20 protein-coding genes, 1 tRNA gene and 1 pseudogene are annotated in these 20249 nt (G+C 72.8%); 15 read left to right on the top strand and 7 right to left on the bottom strand.

Features of this window, described 5'->3' with window-relative positions:
• The first annotated feature begins 229 nt into the window (after window positions 1–229).
• The 7 genes from ACFWV2_RS01525 to ACFWV2_RS01555 all read left to right on the top strand — a co-directional run bounded on the left by ACFWV2_RS01525 (window position 230) and on the right by ACFWV2_RS01555 (window position 6635).
• Window positions 230–565: a YbaB/EbfC family nucleoid-associated protein gene (locus tag ACFWV2_RS01525; RefSeq protein ID WP_384399990.1), complete on the top strand. Its 336-nt coding sequence runs from the start codon at window positions 230–232 to the stop codon at window positions 563–565.
• Window positions 566–680: 115 nt separating this feature from the next.
• The gene (gene recR, locus ACFWV2_RS01530) at window positions 681–1280 is read left to right on the top strand and encodes a recombination mediator RecR (RefSeq protein WP_384399993.1); all 600 of its coding nucleotides are present in this window, start codon (window positions 681–683) and stop codon (window positions 1278–1280) included.
• A 35-nt stretch (window positions 1281–1315) separates the two neighbouring features.
• Complete coding sequence (locus ACFWV2_RS01535; RefSeq protein ID WP_360788749.1) at window positions 1316–1984, top strand: DUF5063 domain-containing protein; 669 nt, start codon at window positions 1316–1318, stop codon at window positions 1982–1984.
• 140 nt (window positions 1985–2124) lie between these two features.
• Window positions 2125–3405 (top strand): aspartate kinase, encoded by a 1281-nt coding sequence (locus ACFWV2_RS01540; RefSeq protein ID WP_384399996.1) that lies wholly within the window; start codon window positions 2125–2127, stop codon window positions 3403–3405.
• Window positions 3402–4460, top strand: coding sequence for an aspartate-semialdehyde dehydrogenase (locus ACFWV2_RS01545; RefSeq protein WP_384399999.1), 1059 nt, complete (start codon window positions 3402–3404; stop codon window positions 4458–4460). Before ACFWV2_RS01540 ends, ACFWV2_RS01545 begins: the two co-directional genes overlap by 4 nt.
• Before the next feature lie 259 nt (window positions 4461–4719).
• The gene (locus ACFWV2_RS01550; RefSeq protein ID WP_384400002.1) at window positions 4720–5448 is read left to right on the top strand and encodes a SigE family RNA polymerase sigma factor; all 729 of its coding nucleotides are present in this window, start codon (window positions 4720–4722) and stop codon (window positions 5446–5448) included.
• On the top strand, window positions 5445–6635 hold the full coding sequence (locus ACFWV2_RS01555; protein ID WP_384400005.1) for a hypothetical protein: 1191 nt from the start codon (window positions 5445–5447) through the stop codon (window positions 6633–6635). Before ACFWV2_RS01550 ends, ACFWV2_RS01555 begins: the two co-directional genes overlap by 4 nt.
• A gap of 93 nt (window positions 6636–6728) precedes the next feature.
• On the opposite strand, the gene ACFWV2_RS01560 is transcribed toward ACFWV2_RS01555, so the two are convergent.
• Both ACFWV2_RS01560 and ACFWV2_RS01565 read right to left on the bottom strand, forming a co-directional pair.
• On the bottom strand, window positions 6729–7469 hold the full coding sequence (locus ACFWV2_RS01560; protein ID WP_384400008.1) for an SURF1 family protein: 741 nt from the start codon (window positions 7467–7469) through the stop codon (window positions 6729–6731).
• A 24-nt stretch (window positions 7470–7493) separates the two neighbouring features.
• The gene (locus tag ACFWV2_RS01565; RefSeq protein ID WP_384400012.1) at window positions 7494–9314 is read right to left on the bottom strand and encodes a prolyl oligopeptidase family serine peptidase; all 1821 of its coding nucleotides are present in this window, start codon (window positions 9312–9314) and stop codon (window positions 7494–7496) included.
• A 62-nt stretch (window positions 9315–9376) separates the two neighbouring features.
• Here ACFWV2_RS01565 and ACFWV2_RS01570 point away from each other — a divergent pair, with 62 nt between their 5' ends.
• Entirely contained in the window at window positions 9377–10207 is an 831-nt protein-coding gene (locus ACFWV2_RS01570; protein ID WP_384400014.1) for a class I SAM-dependent methyltransferase, read from the top strand.
• Window positions 10208–10246: 39 nt separating this feature from the next.
• Here ACFWV2_RS01570 and ACFWV2_RS01575 read toward each other — a convergent pair whose 3' ends face one another.
• Entirely contained in the window at window positions 10247–11284 is a 1038-nt protein-coding gene (locus ACFWV2_RS01575) for an Lrp/AsnC family transcriptional regulator (protein WP_384400017.1), read from the bottom strand.
• A gap of 207 nt (window positions 11285–11491) precedes the next feature.
• Between ACFWV2_RS01575 and ACFWV2_RS01580 the strand changes: the two genes are divergently transcribed.
• On the top strand, window positions 11492–12883 hold the full coding sequence (locus tag ACFWV2_RS01580; protein ID WP_384400020.1) for a tetratricopeptide repeat protein: 1392 nt from the start codon (window positions 11492–11494) through the stop codon (window positions 12881–12883).
• Between the two features lie 71 nt (window positions 12884–12954).
• Window positions 12955–13236, top strand: a complete 282-nt coding sequence (locus tag ACFWV2_RS01585) for a hypothetical protein (RefSeq protein ID WP_384400023.1) — start codon at window positions 12955–12957, stop codon at window positions 13234–13236.
• 153 nt (window positions 13237–13389) lie between these two features.
• On the opposite strand, the gene ACFWV2_RS01590 is transcribed toward ACFWV2_RS01585, so the two are convergent.
• Window positions 13390–14544: a protein kinase gene (locus ACFWV2_RS01590; protein ID WP_384400322.1), complete on the bottom strand. Its 1155-nt coding sequence runs from the start codon at window positions 14542–14544 to the stop codon at window positions 13390–13392.
• 328 nt (window positions 14545–14872) lie between these two features.
• Between ACFWV2_RS01590 and ACFWV2_RS01595 the strand changes: the two genes are divergently transcribed.
• Window positions 14873–15751, top strand: coding sequence for a glycosyltransferase family 2 protein (locus tag ACFWV2_RS01595; protein WP_360788780.1), 879 nt, complete (start codon window positions 14873–14875; stop codon window positions 15749–15751).
• 498 nt (window positions 15752–16249) lie between these two features.
• The gene (locus tag ACFWV2_RS01600; protein ID WP_384400347.1) at window positions 16250–16690 is read left to right on the top strand and encodes a hypothetical protein; all 441 of its coding nucleotides are present in this window, start codon (window positions 16250–16252) and stop codon (window positions 16688–16690) included.
• On the opposite strand, the pseudogene ACFWV2_RS01605 reads toward ACFWV2_RS01600, so the two are convergent.
• Window positions 16686–16907, bottom strand: a pseudogene (locus tag ACFWV2_RS01605) (ATP-binding cassette domain-containing protein); the annotation flags it as partial. The gene ACFWV2_RS01600 and the pseudogene ACFWV2_RS01605 sit on opposite strands and share 5 nt — an antisense overlap.
• A 228-nt stretch (window positions 16908–17135) precedes the next feature.
• Between ACFWV2_RS01605 and ACFWV2_RS01610 the strand changes: the two are divergent.
• A complete protein-coding gene (locus ACFWV2_RS01610; RefSeq protein WP_384400027.1) occupies window positions 17136–18116 on the top strand; it encodes a TerC family protein in 981 nt (326 codons plus the stop codon).
• A gap of 41 nt (window positions 18117–18157) precedes the next feature.
• On the top strand, window positions 18158–18358 hold the full coding sequence (locus tag ACFWV2_RS01615; protein WP_384400030.1) for a hypothetical protein: 201 nt from the start codon (window positions 18158–18160) through the stop codon (window positions 18356–18358).
• Window positions 18359–18424: 66 nt separating this feature from the next.
• Here the strand turns inward: ACFWV2_RS01615 and ACFWV2_RS01620 are convergent.
• Window positions 18425–18498 (bottom strand) — tRNA-Pro (locus ACFWV2_RS01620).
• Between the two features lie 161 nt (window positions 18499–18659).
• Window positions 18660–19598 carry a metallophosphoesterase gene (locus ACFWV2_RS01625; protein WP_384400033.1) on the bottom strand — a complete coding sequence of 313 codons (939 nt, stop codon included), beginning with the start codon at window positions 19596–19598 and terminating at the stop codon, window positions 18660–18662.
• A 73-nt stretch (window positions 19599–19671) separates the two neighbouring features.
• Between ACFWV2_RS01625 and ACFWV2_RS01630 the strand changes: the two genes are divergently transcribed.
• Window positions 19672–20136, top strand: coding sequence for a GatB/YqeY domain-containing protein (locus ACFWV2_RS01630; RefSeq protein WP_360788791.1), 465 nt, complete (start codon window positions 19672–19674; stop codon window positions 20134–20136).
• The last annotated feature ends 113 nt before the right edge of the window (window positions 20137–20249 follow it).

Genomic DNA, 20249 nt, shown 5'->3' on the forward strand with positions numbered 1-20249 from the left:
TCAGCGCTCGTGACCTTCTGTGACGTGCGGTGCAGGTGGTGCCCGCCCTTCCTACCGCCGAATGGTGGGCGATGGGCCCGGAATCCCAGGATTTCCGCCCGCAAGAGGGCCTTGATCAGGTAGAGGAGCCCGCGCTTTCTCACTCGAAAGAGTGATGGAGGCAGGGCGGGCGGGGACCACGTAGGCTCGGCGTACCGACATACGGACGTACCGAACCTCAGGAGTGACCGTGATTCCCGGTGGTGGTCAGCCCAACATGCAGCAGCTTCTCCAGCAGGCCCAGAAGATGCAGCAGGACCTCGCGCGCGCCCAGGAGGAGCTCGCCGCGACCGAGGTCGACGGCCAGGCGGGCGGCGGCCTGGTGAAGGCGACCGTGACGGGCTCCGGGGAGCTGCGCGGCCTGGTGATCGACCCGAAGGCGGTCGACCCGGAGGACACCGAGACGCTCGCCGACCTGATCGTGGCCGCCGTCCAGGCCGCCAACGACAACGCGTCGCAGCTCCAGCAGGCCAAGCTCGGCCCGCTGGCGCAGGGCATGGGCGGCATGCCGGGCCTGGGCATCTGAGGCCCCCGGGGGCCGGGGGCCTCCGCGCCTCCGGCTTCCCTCGCCTCCGTGGGCTACTAAGGCTCGCTTCCAGCCACTACCGTAAGAATCAAGCACTCCCTTGAAAGGGCGTTCCGTGTACGAAGGCGTGGTTCAGGACCTCATCGACGAACTGGGCAGGCTGCCCGGCGTCGGTCCCAAGAGCGCGCAGCGGATCGCCTTCCACATCCTCCAGACCGAGCCCACGGACGTCCGGCGGCTCGCGCACGCGCTCCTGGAGGTCAAGGAGAAGGTCAGGTTCTGCGCGGTCTGCGGCAACGTGGCCCAGCAGGAGCAGTGCAACATCTGCCGGGACCCGCGCCGCGACCTGACCGTCATCTGCGTCGTCGAGGAGCCGAAGGACGTCGTGGCGATCGAGCGGACGCGCGAGTTCCGGGGGCGGTACCACGTACTCGGCGGCGCGATCAGCCCGATCGAGGGCGTCGGCCCGGACGACCTGCGGATCCGCGAACTGCTCACGCGGCTCGCCGACGGCACCGTCACCGAGCTGATCCTGGCGACCGACCCGAACCTGGAGGGCGAGGCCACCGCGACGTACCTGGCGCGGATGATCAAGCCCATGGGCCTCAAGGTCACCCGGCTCGCCAGCGGCCTCCCGGTCGGCGGCGACCTGGAGTACGCGGACGAGGTGACCCTCGGCCGGGCCTTCGAGGGGCGGAGGCTGCTAGATGTATGACGACCGGGCCGGCGCGCTCTCAGGGAGGCTCCTCGATGTCTGACCCCACGCTGCACGCGATCACGCAGAACCCCGACGACTTCGCCGTCCAGATCGCCGACTCCATCGAGAGCTTCATCGTCGCGACCACCGAGGTCGCCAAGGGCGACGAGCCGGACAGCGCCGTCCCCTTCCTGCTCCTGGAGATCTCGCAGCTGCTCCTGGCGGGCGGCCGGCTCGGCGCGCACGAGGACATCGTCCCGGACGAGCGGTACGAGACGGACACGGGCCCCGAGCCCGACGCGGACGCCCTGCGCGAGCGGTTCGCCGTGCTCCTGGAGCCCGTCGACGTCTTCTCCGAGGTCTTCGACCCGTACGAGCCCCGCAAGGCCCCGGTCCCGGCCCGGATCTCCGACAACCTCGCCGCCATCGTCACCGACCTGCGGCACGGCCTCGCCCACTACCGGGCGGGCCGGACCAGCGAGGCCTTGTGGTGGTGGCAGTTCTCGTACTTCTCCAACTGGGGCCCGACGGCCTCGGCGACCCTCCGCGCCCTCCAGTCCCTCGTCGCCCACGTCCGCCTCGACCAGCCCCTCGCGGCCCTCGACGGCCTCGACATCGACGAGGACATCACCGAGGACGACCTCGCCGAGGAGGCGGGCCGCGTGATGCTGGAGGAGATCGCCGCCCCCCTGGGTCTGCGCAGCCGCCCGCTGAGGAAGTAGCGGACCGGTCCGACGTACCTCACGATCATTCCGTGAGCGGGCCGTCTCAGCATCCGGGATCACAAAGGCGTTCGCGGGTCGCTCGTTAGACTGAGGCGATCGCAGCGCCGGCTGCGGCACACACTGAGCGAGGAGCGCACGTGGGCCTTGTCGTGCAGAAGTACGGAGGCTCCTCCGTTGCCGATGCCGAAGGCATCAAGCGCGTCGCCAAGCGGATCGTGGACGCCAAGAAGAACGGCCACCAGGTGGTCGTCGTGGTTTCCGCGATGGGCGACACGACGGACGAGTTGATCGATCTCGCCGAGCAGGTATCCCCGATCCCTGCCGGGCGTGAGTTCGACATGCTGCTGACCGCCGGAGAGCGGATCTCCATGGCCCTGCTGGCCATGGCGATCAAGAACCTGGGCCACGAGGCCCAGTCGTTCACGGGCAGCCAGGCCGGTGTCATCACCGACTCCGTCCACAACAAAGCGCGCATCATCGACGTCACGCCGGGCCGGATCCGTACCGCCCTCGACGAGGGCAACATCGCCATCGTCGCCGGGTTCCAGGGTGTGTCCCAGGACAAGAAGGACATCACCACGCTGGGCCGTGGCGGTTCCGACACCACCGCCGTGGCGCTCGCGGCGGCGCTCGACGCCGAGGTCTGCGAGATCTACACCGACGTCGACGGTGTGTTCACGGCCGACCCGCGCGTCGTGAAGAAGGCGAAGAAGATCGACTGGATCTCCTTCGAGGACATGCTGGAGCTCGCCGCCTCCGGCTCCAAGGTGCTCCTGCACCGGTGCGTCGAGTACGCGCGTCGCTACAACATCCCGATCCACGTCCGCTCGTCCTTCTCGGGGCTGCAGGGCACGTGGGTCAGCAACGAGCCACACTCCGAAGAAAAGAGCCGCAAGGTGGAGCAGGCCATCATCTCGGGCGTCGCCCACGACACCTCCGAGGCGAAGATCACCGTCGTCGGCGTGCCGGACAAGCCGGGCGAGGCCGCGGCCATCTTCCGGGCCGTCGCGGACGCCGAGATCAACATCGACATGATCGTGCAGAACGTGTCCGCCGCCTCCACCGGCCTCACGGACATCTCCTTCACCCTCCCCAAGGCCGAGGGCCGCAAGGCCATCGACGCCCTGGAGAAGGCGAAGGGCGCGATCGGCTTCGACTCGCTGCGCTACGACGACCAGATCGGCAAGATCTCCCTGGTCGGCGCCGGGATGAAGACCAACCCCGGTGTCACGGCGGACTTCTTCCGCGCGCTCTCCGACGCGGGCGTGAACATCGAGCTGATCTCGACGTCCGAGATCCGCATCTCCGTCGTCACCCGCGCCGACGACGTCAACGAGGCCGTGCGCGCCGTCCACACCGCCTTCGGTCTGGACAGCGACTCGGACGAGGCCGTCGTCTACGGAGGCACCGGCCGGTGACGCCGAAGCCGGCACTCGCGGTCGTCGGCGCGACCGGAGCCGTCGGCTCGGTGATGCTCCAGATGCTCACGCACCACGCGGACGTCTGGGGCGAGATACGCCTCCTCTCCTCCCCGCGCTCGGCCGGCCGGAAGGCCGCCGTGCGCGGGGAGGAGTGCGAGATCCTCGCGCTGAGCGAGGACGCCCTCGACGGCGTCGACCTGGCGCTCTTCCTGGTGCCCGACGAGGTGGCCGCGCGCTGGGCGCCCATCGCCGCCGCCAAGGGCGCCGTCGTCGTGGACACCTCCGCCGCCTTCCGCGCGGACCCCGACGTCCCCCTCGTCGTCCCCGAGACCAACCCCCACGCCGCCCGCCTGCGGCCCCGGGGCATCGTCGCGAGCCCCGGCTGCACCACCCTGGCGCTGATCGTGGCCGTGAGCGCCCTGCACGCCGAGTTCGGCCTCACCGAACTGGTCGTCACCGCCCAGCAGGCCGCCGGCGGCGCCGGCGCGGGACGGGCGGGCGCCGACACGCTCCGGCGACAGCTCGGCCTGGTGGCCGCCGACGGCGACCTGGGCACCCGGCCCGGTGACGTACGGCGGGCCGTCGGCGAGCACACCGGGCCCTTCCCCGGGCCCCTCGCGTTCAACGTCCTGCCCTGGTCGGGCACGGCGGGCGCCGACGGGGCCTCCTCGGAGGAGGAGCGCGTACGGGACGAGACCCGCCGGATCCTCGGGCTGCCCGCCCTGCGGGTCGCCGTCACCTGCGTGCGGGTCCCCGTCGTCACCGGGCACTCCGTCTCCGTGCACGCCCGCTTCGAGCGGCCCGTACCGGTCGCGCGGGCCCACGAGATCCTGGCGACCTCCCCGGGCGTCGTGCTGTACGACGACCCCGGCGCGGGCGACTTCCCCACCCCCGCCGACGTCGTCGGCACCGATCCGGCCTGGGTCGGGAGGGTGCGGCGCTCCCTGGACGACGAACGGGCGCTCGATTTCTTCGTCTGCGTCGACAACCTCCGCAAGGGCGCGGCGCTCAACGCCCTGCAGATCGCCGAATCGGTTGTCCCAGCTTTGTAGGATCTGTGGACACCCTGTGAGCAAATACGCGTCAGATACCTCTTGAACTGCGGTGATGCCGTGGTTGACGATGCTCTTCACCCTCGCTGCAACCAGTGGTCGGTGGGAGGCGTCTCCGCGTTGGTCACGGTCGTGGGGGGCGGACGCCGCGAGGGCGGGGCACCGGGGGAGATCGGTTACGCATGAGGACAGACGACGCACCGTCGAAAAGGGTCGCGTACGCGTACAACCCTGCCGGGGGGAAGCGTGTCCAACATGCGTGGCTGAGCTACTCGACATCGCGACCATCGCTCCGCTGCGCGGCGCGGGCACAGTGGTGCTCCCCCCGCGGAGCGTCGCCGTCGCCCCCGTACGCGCCCCCGCGGCCGCCCCTTACCGGCGCCCGCGGGCTCTCGGCGGCATGCCGGTGATCGCCCCCGTGCCCACCGGATCCCGCGCAGGCTCGATGGACGGCATCCCGTCGCCCCGGACGAGCGCCGAGGGCGACACGGTCGCCGGCACCACCGTCGACCACCTCACCGAGACCTACCGCGCCCACTACCGGTCGCTGCTCGGTCTCGCCGCGCTGCTCCTCGACGACACGGCCTCCTGCGAGGACGTCGTCCAGGAGGCGTTCATCCGCGTCCACTCGGCCCGCAAGCGGGTGCGCGAGCGGGAGAAGACCCTCGCCTACCTGCGCCAGACCGTCGTGAACCTCTCCCGGTCCGCCCTGCGCCGCCGCATCCTCGGCCTCAAGCTGCTGTCCAAGCCGATGCCGGACATGGCCAGCGCGGAGGAGGGCGCGTACGACCTGCTGGAGCGCGAGGACCTGATCAAGGCCATGCGCGGGCTCCAGCGGCGCCAGCGCGAGGTGCTCGCCCTGCGGTACTTCTCCGACATGACCGAGGCGCAGGTCGCCGAGGCGCTCGGGATATCGCTGGGTTCGGTGAAGGCGTACGGTTCGCGGGGCATCGCGGCCCTGCGCGTCGCCATGGGAGCGACGTCATGAGTGGGGAGCTCGGCAAGAACGACGAACCTGACGCCCGAGAAGAACGTGACGAACCGACTGGACAGCGCATGGTGAACATCGAGCCCGGCGAGGGCGACGGCGACGAGGAACAGGCGCTGCGGCAGCTGTTCCGGAGCGCCGTGTCCGGCCTCGAACCGTCCAAGGGTTCGCTGGAGCACCTGCACCGTGCCGTGCCCGCGCGGCGCGCCCGCAAGCGACAGGCCATCGTCGGCGCGGCCGCCGCGGCGGTCCTCATCGGGACGGCCGTGCCGGCCTTCGTGCACGTCGCCGCCTCCGGGGGCGTCTCCGCCGCCGACAGCCCGGTGAACGCGGGCCACGGCGAGGAGTCCCAGGGCGGCACCGGCGCCGAGACCGGCATCGAGGGCGGCCGGAGCGCCACGGCCCCGGCGAGTGTCGTGTCGCCGACCCAGGGCGTGGCGGAGGGTTCCTCCGGCAAGCCGCAGCAGCCCGGCACCGGCGCGTCCGGCGGCGGACCCCGGCAGACGCAGGGCGCGGGCCCCGGCTCCGTGCCGGCGTGCGGGGCCGACCAGCTCGGCGTCAGCTCGGCCGGGGCGGGCGGGCCCGACGGCGAGGGCAAGGTGTACGGCTCCTTCCGCATCACCAACTTCTCCGGCCAGGCCTGTGCCGTGGACGGCAGCGGCATCGTCGGCTTCGAGGCCCGCGGCGCGGCCGACCCGGCACGGATCTCGGTGATCCGGCACACCTCGGGGGACGGCGGCGGTGGGCTGCCCGACCCCTCGCAGGAGTCGTCCTCGCTCGTCCTGCGGCCCAGCGGCTCCTACGAGGTGAAGTTCGTCTGGGTGCCCAGCGAGACCTGCCCCACCGGCCCCACGCCCACCCCGACGGAACCGACCGAGCCGACGGAGCCGACCGAGCCGCCGACCACGCCGCCCCCGACGGACCCCCCGACGACCGCTCCCACGACCGACCCCGACCCGAGCGAGGGCTCGGGCGCCGGCGGCACCGGCACCGGTCCGGACACCGGCCCGGAGGCGGGCGCGGGCGCGGAGGGCGGCGCGGCGCCCCAGCTGCTCCGTGCGGACGGCTCGGCGGACGGCAGCGTCCTGGTGACGCATGTCGCCGAACCGGGTGGCCCCGCGGCCTCGGCGACCATCTCCGGCGCCTGCGCGGGCACCGTCTACCGCACCGGGCTGCTGGCCTCCTGAAGCACCTGAGGCCCTGAGGCCCGAGGCCCCGAGGCACCCGAGGCCCCTGCGGCCCCCTGGAGGATCAGGGGGGCGCAGGGGCCTCAGGAGGCTCTACAGGCCCAGCGCCTCGTCGCGGGACGCCTCCGCCTCGCGGCGCACCAGGCGGAACCACATGAAGAGGACGAAGCCCGCGAAGACGAACCACTCCGCCGTGTAGCCGAGGTTCTGGAAGGCCTTCACGTCCAGGCTCGTGCCCGCCGCCGCGGCCGCCGGCACCGGGGTGAGACCGGTGGGGGCGTCGGTGAGGGTGATCCAGGCGTCGTAGACGTCGTCCGTCACCACGTTCACCAGGGTGGCCGCGCTGATCATGCCGAGCTGCCCCTCGGGCAGCCCGCCGGCCGCGTGGACGCCCTTCGTGCCTGCGGTCTCCGAGGCCTGGAGCGCGCCCACCACCGTCACCTCGCCGGACGGCGGGGCGGGGGCCTGCGCACCCGCGGGGAGCCAGCCCCTGACCACCGGCAGGGACCGCCCGCCGTCCGTCCGCAGCATCGTCAGGACGTACGAACCGGCCCGGCCGTCCAGCTCACGGTCCGGGACGAGGAACTGCTCCCCGAAGCGGCCGCGCGCCTCGGCCGACCGGCCCGAGGTCTCCTTGTCCACCGGCAGCAGCGAGTCCAGCGGCTCCGCAGTGAGGGAGCTCGCGTCGGGCCGCTCCTCGGCCTCCTGGTGGGAGTCGACGCGATCCTCGAACTTGCCCAGCTGCCAGGTCCCCATGAAGACGCAGAACGGGATCGCGAGCAGGACGAAGACGTTGATCCCCCACCAGCGGGGCGTTCTCAGGAACCGGTACACGCCCCCCACGGTACGCAAGCCGTCTCAGCCTCCCGCCGCCCGGGTCCCCAGGTGCTTCGCGGCGAACGCGAGGTCCAGGGCGACCTGCTTGATCCGCTCCTCCACCACCAGCGAGCCGTGGCCCGCGTCGTAGCGGTACACCTCGTGGACCGCGCCCCGGGCCTTGAGCCGCTCGACGTAGTTGTCGATCTGACGGATCGGGCAGCGCGGGTCGTTGACGCCGGCCGAGATGTGCACCGGCGCCTTCACCGCGTCCACGTACGTCAGCGGCGACGAGGCCGCGTACCGCTCGGGCACCTCGTCGGGCGAACCGCCGAGCAGCGTCCGGTCCAGCGCCTTCAGGGCCTCCATCTCGTCCTCGTACGCCGTGACGTAGTCCGCGACCGGGACCGCCGCGAGACCCACCGCCCAGGCGTCCGGCCGGGTGCCGAGGCCGAGGAGCGTGAGGTAGCCGCCCCAGGAGCCGCCGGAGAGGACGAGCCGCTCCGGGTCGGCGAGGCCACTCGCCACCGCCCACGCGCGGACGGCCTCCACGTCCTCCAGCTCGATCAGGCCCACCCGGTGCTTGAGCGCGTCCGTCCACTCCCGGCCGTACCCCGTCGAGCCCCGGTAGTTGACCCGCACCACCGCGTACCCGTGGTCCACCCAGGCCGCCGGGCCCGAGGCGAAGGCGTCGCTGTCGTGCCAGGCCGGGCCGCCGTGCACCTCGAAGACCGTGGGGAACGGTCCCTCCCCCTCCGGGCGCTGCACCAGCGCGTGGACCCTCCCGCCGGGTCCCTCCACCCACACGTCCTCCACCGGCACCGACGGCGGCGCCTTCGGACCGGGCGGGTCGAGGACGACACCCCCGTCCGTGGACCGCACCACCGGCGGCTCGGCGGCCGAGGACCACAGGTACTCCACGCTGCCGTCAGGACGGGCCGTCGCGCTCGACACCGAACCGGCCGGGGTCTCCACCCGCACCAGGGCGCCGGTCGCGATCTCGTACCGCCACAGCTCGCTGCGGGCCTCGAAGCTGTGCACGACGAGCAGCCCGGAGCCGTCCGGATACCACTCGGCCGACACGTCGCCCGGCAGGTCGAGCGCGAGGTCCGTCTCGGTGCCCGCCGCCACGTCCCACAGCATCGGCTCCCAGCGGCCGCGCCGCTGGTGCCCGACGAGCAGCCGGCTGTCCCCGGCCACCGGCGCGAACCCGAGGACGGCGAGCCCCAACTCCTCCGTACCGCCCTTGGTGTCGTCCAGCTCGGCGACCACGCTCGCGTCCGAGGCGCGCAGCACCCGCAGCGCCGAGTGCATCGCGTCCCCGTGCTCGGTGTGCTCGATCGCGATCAGCGAACCGTCGTACGACAGGTCCCCGACCCCGGCCGACTCCCGGTGCCGGTAGATCTCGACCGGGGCGGCGGCCCCGGGGCGTACCAGATGGACCGTCGAGCCCTCCTCGTCGGTGGAGCGGCCCACCACGACCGTGCCCTCGCGGCCGATGGCGAGGCCCGCCGGATAGGAGGCGTCGAGACCCGGCACGGCCGGCTCGTCCGCGCCGCCCCCGAACGGCTGGCGCATCCACACCCCGAACTCGTCCCCGTCGGTGTCCGCGAACCACCAGATCCAGGCGCCGTCCGGGGACAGCGTGCCGTCCGTCGTGCCGTTCGGCCGGTCCGTGACCTGCCGCTGCTCCCCGCTCGCCCGGTCCCAGGCGTACAGCTCGTACGTCCCCGTCGCGTTGGACACGAAGAGGGAGCGGTCGGGGGCCTCCTCGGCCCACTCGGGCAGGGAGACGCGCGGCGCGCGGAAGCGCTGCTCCCAGACGGGGGTGTCGATTGCCTTGCTCTCAGTCATGGCACCCATGATGCTCCGCGCGGCAGACAATCAGGTCGCGTCCCCCCGAACCTGTGGATAACCTCGCCGACATGTACTCCCCGACCCCCGAGGACTGGCACGAGGCCAACCGCGCGCGCTGGGACGAGCGCGTACCGATCCACGCCGCGAGCCGGTTCTACGACCTCGACGCCTTCCGCGCGGGCAAGGACCCCCTGAGGGACTTCGAGCTCGCGGAGGTCGGCGACGTCACCGGGCGCTCCCTGCTGCACCTCCAGTGCCACATCGGCCTCGACACCCTCTCCTGGGCCCGCCACGGCGCCGCGCACGTCGTCGGGCTCGACTTCTCCGAGCCGGCCGTCGAGACCGCCCGCTCCCTCGCCGCCGACCTGGGCCTGACCCGGGCCCGGGCCGCCTTCGTCGCCGCCGACGTGTACGAGGCCGCCGAGGCCGTGCCGGACAGCGCGTACGACATCGTCTACACCGGTGGCGGGGCGCTGTGCTGGCTGCCCGACCTGGAGCGCTGGGCGGAGACCGCCGCCTCGCTCGTCGCCCCCGGCGGCTTCCTCTACGTGGCGGAGTTCCATCCGCTGACGGACTCGCTCGACGACGAGACCGGCAGCCGGGTCGTGCACGACTACTTCGTCCGCGACCCCTGGGTCGACACCACCCCGGGCACCTACGCCGACCTCGACGCCGCCACCGTCCACAACCGCAGCGTCGAGTGGGTGCACCCGGTCGGCGAGGTCGTCACCGCGATCGCCGGGGCGGGCCTGCGGATCGAGTTCCTGCACGAGCACGACGCCTCGCTGTTCCCCCGCTACGGCGCGCTCCAGCGGCACGACGACGGTTACTACCGCTTCCCCGCGGACCGCCCCCGCGTCCCCCTGATGTACTCGATCAGGGCCTCCCGCCCGGCCTGAGCGGAGGCCGGCGGCGCCGGCGGGGGCCCGGCGGCCGGGTCAGTACGGCGGCGCCTCCGGCCGTACGTGGTGCACACGGCGCCCGTCCGGTCCGAGGACCTGCGCCCCGATCTTGTGGGTGCGCAGCGAGAGCGCGGTGCCGGCGATCCGCAGCGCCGGGGCGGCCCGTACCAACGCCGCCGTCACGTCGTGCAGTTCGTCGACCGTACGCAGCCACAGCGCGACCGCCAGGTTGTGCGGCCCCGTGACGGAGGTGACGAGCCGGGTCTCGCGCAGCCGGGCGAGCGCCGCCACCGTCTCCGGCACCTCAAGGGGCGGCACGTCGGTCGTGACCATCGCCCACACCGGGCGCCCGGAGAACCTCGGGGCCGGCAGGCAGTGGTGGTGGAGGGCGCCGCCCGCCGCGAGGACGTCCAGCCTCCGCCGTACCGTCGACTCGCTCGTACCGCACTGCCGGGCCAGTTCGGCGGCGCTGCGGCGGGCGTCCCCCGCCAGCTCGGCGACCAGCCGGTGGTCCAGCTCCGTGAGGTTCGGCCCGGTGCCCCCGCGCGCGCGTGGACGCCGGTCGTCGCCCGTGATCCCGGCGAGGAGCCGCACCTGACCGGGGGTGAGCTGCTCGATCCGGGAGCGGTACGGGCGGTTGTGCAGGCGGGTGACGACCTGGGTACGGGAGCGGAGCACCCCGGGCAGTCGCCGCATCCGTCCGGCGAGGTACCCGTCGAGGGCGTACAGGTCGGGGCACGCCACGAGCAGGACCAGATCGGCGTCGCCGGTCACCTGGTGGACCCCGAGGGTGCAGGGGTCGCGCGAGACCTCGGACGCGGTGGCCTCGGCGTCGCCCGCCGCGCACTCCAGCTCGATCCACGCGTACAGCATGGCGTCCGTGCCGCGGCGGGCGGCGAGCATCGAACTCCAGGCGTACCCGCCGGCCGTCAGGTGCTCCCAGCGCCGGGCGAGGGTGTCCGGGCTCGCCCCCAGGACGGCCGAGAGCTGGGTCCAGCTGGCCCGCGGGGCTATCTGCAGTGCGTGGATCAGCGAAAGATCCGCCTCTCCCAGGACGGATTCCCCGGTACGCATTTTCCTCCTTGGCCGATCCCTGGGAATCCGTGGGTGTGGGTCCCGGAGCGCCCCAGGATGTGGGCCAGGGCCTCTGCATTCAAGCCGTAACGGCGATTGTCCGCCACCGACTCCGCCACACGTCTCGGATCGCGGGCGCGGCGGCGGGCACGGCGGCGGGCACGGCGGCAGGCACGGCCCAGCACGGAGATCACGGGGACGGGGTACATGGTGACCGGGGACGCATCCAGGACGGAACTGCTGTGGGGCGAGCCGGTGAGTGCCGGGCAGCTCGCCGCCGCCGAGCGCGGCTACGCCCGCTGCGGACTCGCCGAACAACTCCTGTGGGAACGGCTGTCCGTCTTCGAGGGCGCCTTCGGCACGGACGCCGTCCGTGAGGTGTGCGCCTCCGACGCCCTGCCCCCGGCGGTCCTCCTGCCGGTCCTGGACCGGCTCGCCCCCGTCGCCCTCCTCCCCGTCGACGACCTGTTCGACGGCGAGGACGACACCCCCCGCTACTGGATGCCGCACCCCATGCGGGCCGTCGGCGCCCGCCGGCTCACCGCGCGCGGCGACCGCTGGGCCGTCGTCCTGCGCCACCGCGGGTGGTGCGCGCGGCTCGCCCGGCGAGCCTCCGACTGGTGGCAGAGCGGCCGCCAGCTCGACGCCCGCGACCTCGCCCTGCGCGAACTGCCCGACCTGGCCGCCGCCATGGACCCGACGACCGCGCCCCTCTCACCGAGCGCCGAGGCCGACACGGCCGTCGAGATCGCCGTCTCCCTGTGGTTCCTGTGGGTCGCCTGCGGGCGGGTCGCCGAGGGCAGGACCCGGCTGCGCCATGCCCTCTCCGTGCACTCCGGACCACCGTCGTCCCGCGCCCTGTGGCTCGCCGCCTTCCTGGAGCTGGAGTCGGGCCGCCCCGAGGACGCCGACCCGCTCCTCGTCCGGGCCTGGGCGGCCGCCGTACGGGAGAGGGACGACCGCACCCTGGGCCTGCTGTCCCATCTGCGCGGCGCGACCGCCCTCCACCAGGGGCGTACGCGCGCGGCGGCGGCCGAGTTCAGGGACGCGCTGGCCCTGATGGGGCAGTTCCCGGACTTCGGGCCCACCCGGGAGCTGTGCTGGGCCGCGCTCGCGCTCAGCCTCACCCGCACCGACCCGGAGGCCGCCCAGGAGGCCCTGGACCAGCTGGTGCTCGACCCGGCGTCACCGCGGGCCTGGGCCGGACGCGACCTGTGGGCGGAGGCGTGGACGCACCACGCGCGTGCCGAGCTCCTCGCCTGGGACGGCGAGCGCGAACGCGCCGCCGACCACGCCCGCCGGGCGCTGCGCGGCCACCTGACGCTCGGGTCGGCGGTGGGGGCGGCCTGCGCGGCCGAACTCCTCGCCCAGCTGCGGCTCATGGCCGGCCGGGCCGCGTCCGCCGCCCATCTCCTCGGCGCCGTCAACCTGCTGAGGACCTCCGTCTTCGACGCCTCGTACAAGCCGGCGGAGTACTGCGCGACGGTCCGGGACCGCAGCGAGACGGCTCTGCGGGGCCTGCTCGACGACCCGGAGCTGCGCCGGGCGTACGAAGAGGGCGCGAGGATCGGTCTGTTCGCCCTGGCGGAGACGGCGTAGCGGCCCCGGCCGGCCGGTGGAGCGGCGCGAGGGGCGTTCCGTACCTACTCTGGAGAGTACGGAGGTGACCCATGAGCCGACGGCACCACTTCCACATCGACCACCTGGGGCACTCGGTCTCGACGACCGTCCAGACCGGGCACACCGTGGTCGTCGAGATCCTCGTCGACGGCAAGGAGACCGGTTACGCCAGGACGCGCGGTGACCGGCCGGTCACCGTACCGGTGGAGCTGCCGACCGACCCGCCGACGACGGTGTCCGTACGGGTGAACCCGGGGCCCGGCGAGCCGAGCTGCCGACTGATCGCCACGGCGGACGGGGAGCCGCAGGTGATGGCGCCGCGAGCGTACTGAGGGGGCGGGGCCCGTGAGGGCCCTGAGGGGCCGCCGTGGGGCCCGGGAGGCCGGTCCGAGGACCCGGGCTCATGAGGGCTGCCGGCGGGGGCCCCCGATCCGGCCCGGGTCTCCGGAGCGCCGCCGCCTGGGAGCCCCGACTCGGAGCCGGGTTCAGGAGAGCCAGGCCATCCCGATGATCAGGAAGACCACGAACGCGATGGCCCCGGCGACAGCCGCCGTCTTGCGCGGGCGGCGCCGGGACAGCTCCGCGAGCCCGCCGCTCGTGGCGGCCGGCCGCTCACGCCGCCGGGACGCGGCGGGCGCACCGACGCTCCCGGGTCCGCGGGTCTGCCCTGCCGCGGGTCTGTGGGCCTGCCCCGGCCCGGTCGGCGGCGGGGCCACGGGCGCCGGCATGGGCCCGGACATCGACCCGGAGGCGGGCCCGGAGACGTGCGCCGCCATGGGCGCGGACCTCGGCGTGGCCCGGGCGGCGGCACCCCGCGGCGGGCCGGCGCGGTGGTGCGACGCCGCACCCGGCCGGGGCTGCGACGGGATGCCCGGCGCGTAGGAACGCCACGCACCGGAGGAGAACCAGTCCGCGATGGCCTGCGCCGAGGGCCGCTGCTCCGGCTGCTTCGCCAGCAGGCTCAGCAGATACGTCTCGAACTCGGACGGCAGCGCCACCCCGAGCTGCCCCGGGGGCACCGGCGGGGTGTCGATGTGCTGGTACAGCAGTGCCGTCGCCGTGTCCGCGCGGAACGGCGGGCGACCGGTGAGGAGTTGGTAGAGGACGCAGCCGAGCGAGTACACGTCGGACGCGGACGACGCGGGCTGCCCGAGAGCCCGCTCAGGCGCCAGATAGAGCCCGGTACCCACGATCTGCCCCGTCGTCGTGAGCGCCGCCGAGGGGTCGTCGACGAAGCGCGCGATGCCGAAGTCGGCCAGTTTCACCGTGCCGTCCCCGTCGATCAGCAGGTTCCCCGGCTTGATGTCCCGGTGCACGACACCCTGCCGGTGCGCCGCGGCGAGCCCGGCGGCGGCGTGCGCGGCGACCACGGCGACCCGCTCGGGGGGAAGCACCAGCGGATCGGAGGCGCTCCCGGCGAGGCTGTCGCCCTCCACCAGCTCCATGACCAGGAACAGCTTCCCGTCCCACGTACCGAAGTCGAAGACGCCGACCACATGCGGGTGGCTGAGCCGGGCGGCGGTCTGCGCCTCCAGCCGGAACCGGTCACCGGCGGAGGGGTCCGTCGACTGCGCCAGCATCAGCTTGACGGCCACGGACCGGCCGAGCACCTCGTCGGTGGCCTGCCACACCTCGCCCATGCCGCCCCGGCCGATACACACGTGAAGCCGATATCGGTCCGCGACCAGCACCTGGAGACCACCCTTTCGACGATCGATCAACTTGACGGAAGACAACCAGCGTAGAGCCGCCCGACCGTGCTCTTCGCCGCGCTCCCCCCGGGGCCCGCCCCGGCTCCCGCGAAGACGTCCGCGCCCGGCCCCTCCGAGGCCCCGCTCCCGTGGCCGACGGGCCGACGGGATGGCCGTGGACTGTGATGCGGATGAACGGAAGGTGGCGCCCTCCGGTTAGCATCGCGGCCCGGAGTGAGTGCCGGCGGTCGCCGGTGAGCGTGGAACGGAGTGGGTCGTGGCACGACCTCGTGTGGGTGTGGCGGTACTGACGATGGGCACGCGCCCGGTCGAGCTGCGGGCACTGCTCGACGCGGTCGCGCGGCAGGACGAACCCGCCGCCCGGATCGTCGTCGTCGGCAACGGCACCGGGACGCTCCCGGAGCTCCCCGACGGCGTCACCGGCGTCGAACTCCCCGAGAACCGGGGCGTGTCGGGCGGCCGGAACGTCGCTATCGAGACGCTGCGCGCGTTCGGCGACGTCGACGTCCTGGTGGACCTGGACGACGACGGCCTGCTCGTCGACACCGACGTCTTCCGGCGCCTCGCCGACCTGTACGAAGGGGACCCGGCCCTGGGCGTCGTGTCGTTCCGCATCGCCGACGAGACGGGCGAGACGCAGCGGCGCCACGTCCCGCGCCTCGGCGCGAAGGACCCGATGCGCGGCGGGGAGGTCACGACCTTCCTGGGCGGTGGCCACGGGCTCTCGATGCCGATGCTCGACGAGATCGGCGGCTGGCCCGAGGAGTTCTTCTTCACCCACGAGGAGACCGACATGGCCTGGCGCGCCCTCGACGCGGGCTGGAAGGTCATCTACGAGCCGGCGCTCCTGCTCCAGCACCCCAAGACCAGCCCGGCCCGGCACGCCGTCTACCACCGGATGACCGCCCGCAACCGCGTCTGGCTCGCCAAGCGCAACCTGCCCGCGCCGCTGGTCCCCGTCTACCTGGGCGTCTGGACCCTGCTCACCCTGGCCCGCACCCGCTCCCTGCCGGGCCTCGCGTCCTGGTTCGCCGGCTTCGCGGAGGGCGTGCGCCGCTCCGGCGGCCCCCGCCGCCCGATGCGCTGGTCCACGGTCCGCCACATGACCCGGCTGGGACGCCCGCCGGTGATCTAGGACCACCGCTCCGGGGAGCGGCCCCGGAGGACGGAGCCCCCACCCGGATGTCGAACTCGAAGCGGGCCGGACGCGCGGCAAGCACGCCCTCGGCCCGTGGGCGTGAGGACGGCGTCCGTCCCCGCCCGTGCTTCCCCGGCTTCGTGCTGCCCCCGAAGCCACCCCGACCGCGCCCCTTTACCAGGGGAATCCGGGGACTGAGCACCCGCCTCGACACGTACCTGCCGACGACGGCCACGGAACCGGGTGCCGCACGAGTGGGGGACGGCGAGGGCCGGACGGGCGCGGGGACACCGAAGACGGGCCCCGGGTCCCACCCGCCGTCCGGGGGCGAGTCGTCGCCGGCGCCGGGGTGGCCCCCGACGGCCGCGGGTGGCGAGTCGGCGACGGCGCGCGAGTTCCATCCGGCGGCCCTGCTCCTGCGGATGTCCCGGTTGTCCCTCCCCGGGGCCGCGGGGCCGACCGGAACCGCCGCCCCCCCACTCGCCCGACCCCTGGGTGCGGGCCAGCGCCCACCTCGCACGGGACTTCGCGCTCACCGAGCAAGGCGACCTGGTCACCGGTGCCGAGTCCCGGATCGCGGCCCTGCGCGGCTTCGAGGAGGTGGGCGACCGCTGGGGGCTCGTGATGAGCCTGCTCCCGATCGGCAGCGACCACTCCCTGCGCGGCGAGTACGCCCAGGCCATCGCCACCTTCGAACGGACGGTGGCACTCAGCTCCGAACTCGGCACCGAGGACTACCTGTACCTCAGCAAGGCCGGACTCGCCCGCGAACGCCGCCGCAGCGGCGGCCTGGCGGGAGCCTTCCGCGATCTGCACGCCGCGCACCGGCAGGCCCGCGAGCAGGGGCAGCTGCGTCTGGAGGCCAACATCCTTGTGGGCCTGGCGAACGTGCACCGCAGGGCCGGTGACCTGACCCGGTCCGACGCGACCACTTGACCGGGTCCTTGACGATGTCGTGCCCGCCGATGGTGGCGTGCCCGGCGTCGGGCCGCATCAGTGTGGCCAGGATCCGTACGGTGGTGGTCTTGCCGGCGCCGTTGGGCCCCAGGACACCGACGACCTTCCCGGCCGCCACCTCCAGGTCGACCCCGTCCAGCGCGGTGAAGTCGCCGTACTTCTTGCCCAGGCCCTCGGCCCGGATCGCGTACCCCATGTCACATCTCCTCGTCAGGTCCTCGCCGTTCTCGACACCCCTGACACCGCCGAACCCGCCTGACAGCCCCCGGCCGGCCACCTGACAGCCCCCACCGGCCGCTGTCAGCCCGTGTCAGCCGTGTCAGCTCCGCTGCGGTCGCCGAATCGTCCCGGCGCCCGAATGGACGCAGACTGGATGGAAAGGCCCGTGAGACAGGACAGCTCGTGCCGACGGGGAGGACCAGGCGTGCTTGAGGTCCCGTTCTGGCTGTGGGCGGTGTTCGCCGCGACGGTGGTGCTGTCGCTGACGGTGGACCTGCTGGCCCACCGCACCGCGCATGTGATCGGCTTCAAGGAAGCCGCCGCGTGGAGCGCCCTGTGGGTGGGACTGGCCCTGATCTTCGGCGGGGTCGTCTTCCTGGTCCTGGGAACGACGGCCGGCACGGAGTACACCACCGCGTGGCTGCTGGAGAAGAGCCTGTCCGTCGACAACCTCTTCGTCTTCGCCGTGATCTTCGCCTACTTCAAGGTGCCCCGCGCCTACCAGCACCGGGTGCTGTTCTTCGGCGTCATGGGCGCCCTGATCTTCCGCGGGATCTTCCTGTCCCTCGGCGTCGCCGTGGTCAGCCGCTTCACCGCCGTGCTCTTCGCGTTCGCCGCGGTCCTCTTCTACAGCACCTACAAGCTGCTCAAGGACGAGGAGGAGAGCTTCGACCCGGGCAAGAGCTTCGCCGTACGGCTCCTGCGCAAGGTCATGCCGGTGCGCGACGAGTACGCGGGCACGAAGTTCTTCGTCAAGGAGGCCGGCAAGCGGGTGGCCACCCCGCTCCTGGCGGTGGTGGCGGCGATCGAGGCGGCCGACCTGATCTTCGCCGTCGACAGCGTTCCCGCCGTCCTCGCCGTCAGCGACGACGCGTTCATCGTCTACACCAGCAACGCGTTCGCCATCCTCGGCCTACGGGCCCTGTACTTCATGCTCGCCGGACTTCTGGACCGGTTCCACTACCTGAGCAAGGGCCTCGCGATCATCCTCGCCTTCATCGGCGTGAAGCTCATCCTCCAGGCGTCCCACAAGCTGATCAGCCCGAGCATCCCGGAGATCCCCTCCCCGATCAGCCTCGCGGTCATCGTCGTCGTCCTGGGGGGCTCCGTGGCCCTGAGCCTGCGAAGGCCTCCACCCCGCCGCGCCCCGGAGCCCCCCGACCGGGAGCAGGAACGAAAAGAATGACCGGATGTCCCTTTTGCGCCCACAGCGCCTATCGTTAAAGGATGAGTAAAACCGAGCACGAGACCGACCCCCGAGGGACGCTTGCCTGCCCGGTCTGCAAGCAGCCCGTGTCCACGACGGTGAAGGGACGGCACAAGACCCTCGGGGTCTTCGTCCCGGTATGGCGCCCCGGCCCCTGCCACAACGCCGAGTGCCCCGCCTCCACGGAAGCCCCGGCCCCCACCCCCCACAAGACCCTCTGACCCGCCCACGCAAACAGGTGAGGCACTTACCGCAAGCGGTAAGTGCCTCACCTGATGTCTCAGCTGTCGGGGTGGCGGGATTTGAACCCACGACCTCTTCGTCCCGAACGAAGCGCGCTGCCAAGCTGCGCTACACCCCGATGTCGCTGCTCTGCTCTTCACGTCGCGGCGACATCGCTTACTTTAGCCCACGCGCGCGCTGAGGCGAAATCCGGTTTCGGGGGCGCGGCGCAGGGGCGGCGGGCGGTGGAAGCCGGTACGGGCGGGCTGTTCGGCGGGAGCGTGCCCCCGCCGAGGGGCGTCAGGCGCGGGACGTCAGGGTGAGCAGGGTGACCTCGGGCGGGCAGGCGAAGCGGACCGGGGTGAAGCGGTTGGTGCCGCAGCCCGCCGAGACGTGCAGGTACGAGGTCCGGTCGGCGACCGTGTGGGTGGAGAGCCCCTTCGCCCGGTCGGTGTCCAGGTCGCAGTTGGTGACGAGCGCCCCGTAGAAGGGGACGCACAGCTGCCCGCCGTGGGTGTGCCCGGCGAGGATCAGCTCGTACCCGTCCGCCGTGAACGCGTCGAGCGTGCGCAGGTACGGGGCGTGGACCACGCCGACCGTGAAGTCGGCCTCGCCGTCGGGGCCGCCGGCCACCCGCTCGTACCGGTCCCGCTTGATGTGCGGGTCGTCGAGTCCGGTGAACGCGAGGTCCGCCTGCGGGAGCTTGAGCCGTCCGCGGGCGTTGGTGAGGTTCACCCAGCCCGCCGCGTCGAAGGCGTCCCGGATCCCCTCCCAGGGGTTGTGGACGGCGCCCTCGACGGGCTTGTTGCCGTTGAGGCCGTGCCGGCCCTGCACCTTCTCCATCAGGTAGCGGGCGGGGTTGCGCAGTTTGGGGCCGTAGTAGTCGTTGGACCCGAAGACGTACACCCCCGGGAACTCCATCAGCGGGCCGAGCGCGTCGAGCACCTCCGGCACCGCCTCCGGGTCGGAGAGGTTGTCGCCGGTGTTCACGACGAGGTCCGGGCGGAGCCCCGCGAGGGACTGGAGCCAGGCCCGCTTCTTGTGCTGGCCGCTCACCATGTGGATGTCGGAGACCTGGAGGACCCTCAGGTCGCTCATGCCGGGTGGAAGCACCGGGACCGTCACCCGGCGGAGCCGGAACGAGCGGGCCTCGAATCCGGCCGCGTAGACGATTCCGGCGGCGGCCGTCGCCGTGAGGCCTGCCGTGATCTTCAGGGGGATCCCGTACCGTGCGCGCATTCCCCCATCGTCGCAGACCCGCCGGGCGTAAATGCGCGGGCGGGTGGGGTGATCCACCTGCCACACTTGGCCCATGACCACGCTGAAGGCGAAGCTCCAGGCCGACCTCAACGCCGCGATCAGGGAGCGCGACGAACTGCGCTCCTCGACCCTGCGGCTCACCATCACCGCGATCACCAAGGAGGAGGTCGCGGGCAAGACCAAGCGCGAACTCTCCGACGACGAGGTGCAGAAGGTGATCGCCAAGGAGGCGAAGAAGCGCCGCGAGGCCGCGGACGCCTTCGCCCAGGGTGGTCGTGCCGAGTCCGCCGAGCGGGAGAAGGCGGAGGGCGTCATCCTCGACGCGTACCTGCCGAAGCAGCTCAGCGACGAGGAGCTCGACGGGATCGTCGCGTCGGCCGTCGAGGAGGCGAAGGCGGCGGGCGCCGAGGGGCCGCGTGCCATGGGCGCCGTCATGAAGATCGTGAACCCGAAGGTCGCCGGCCAGGCCGACGGCGGGCGGGTCGCCGCCTCCGTGAAGAAGCTGCTCGCGGGCTGATCCACCCGCGGAGACCGTACGAGAGAGGGCGGCCCCCCCGGGGGGGCGCCCGCGCGCGAGGCGATAAGGCAGAACGGGACCAGAGTCATATAAACAAAAGACACAGCCGACGA

Source organism: Streptomyces sp. NPDC058671 (assembly GCF_042716475.1).
In the GTDB taxonomy this organism is placed as follows: domain Bacteria; phylum Actinomycetota; class Actinomycetes; order Streptomycetales; family Streptomycetaceae; genus Streptomyces.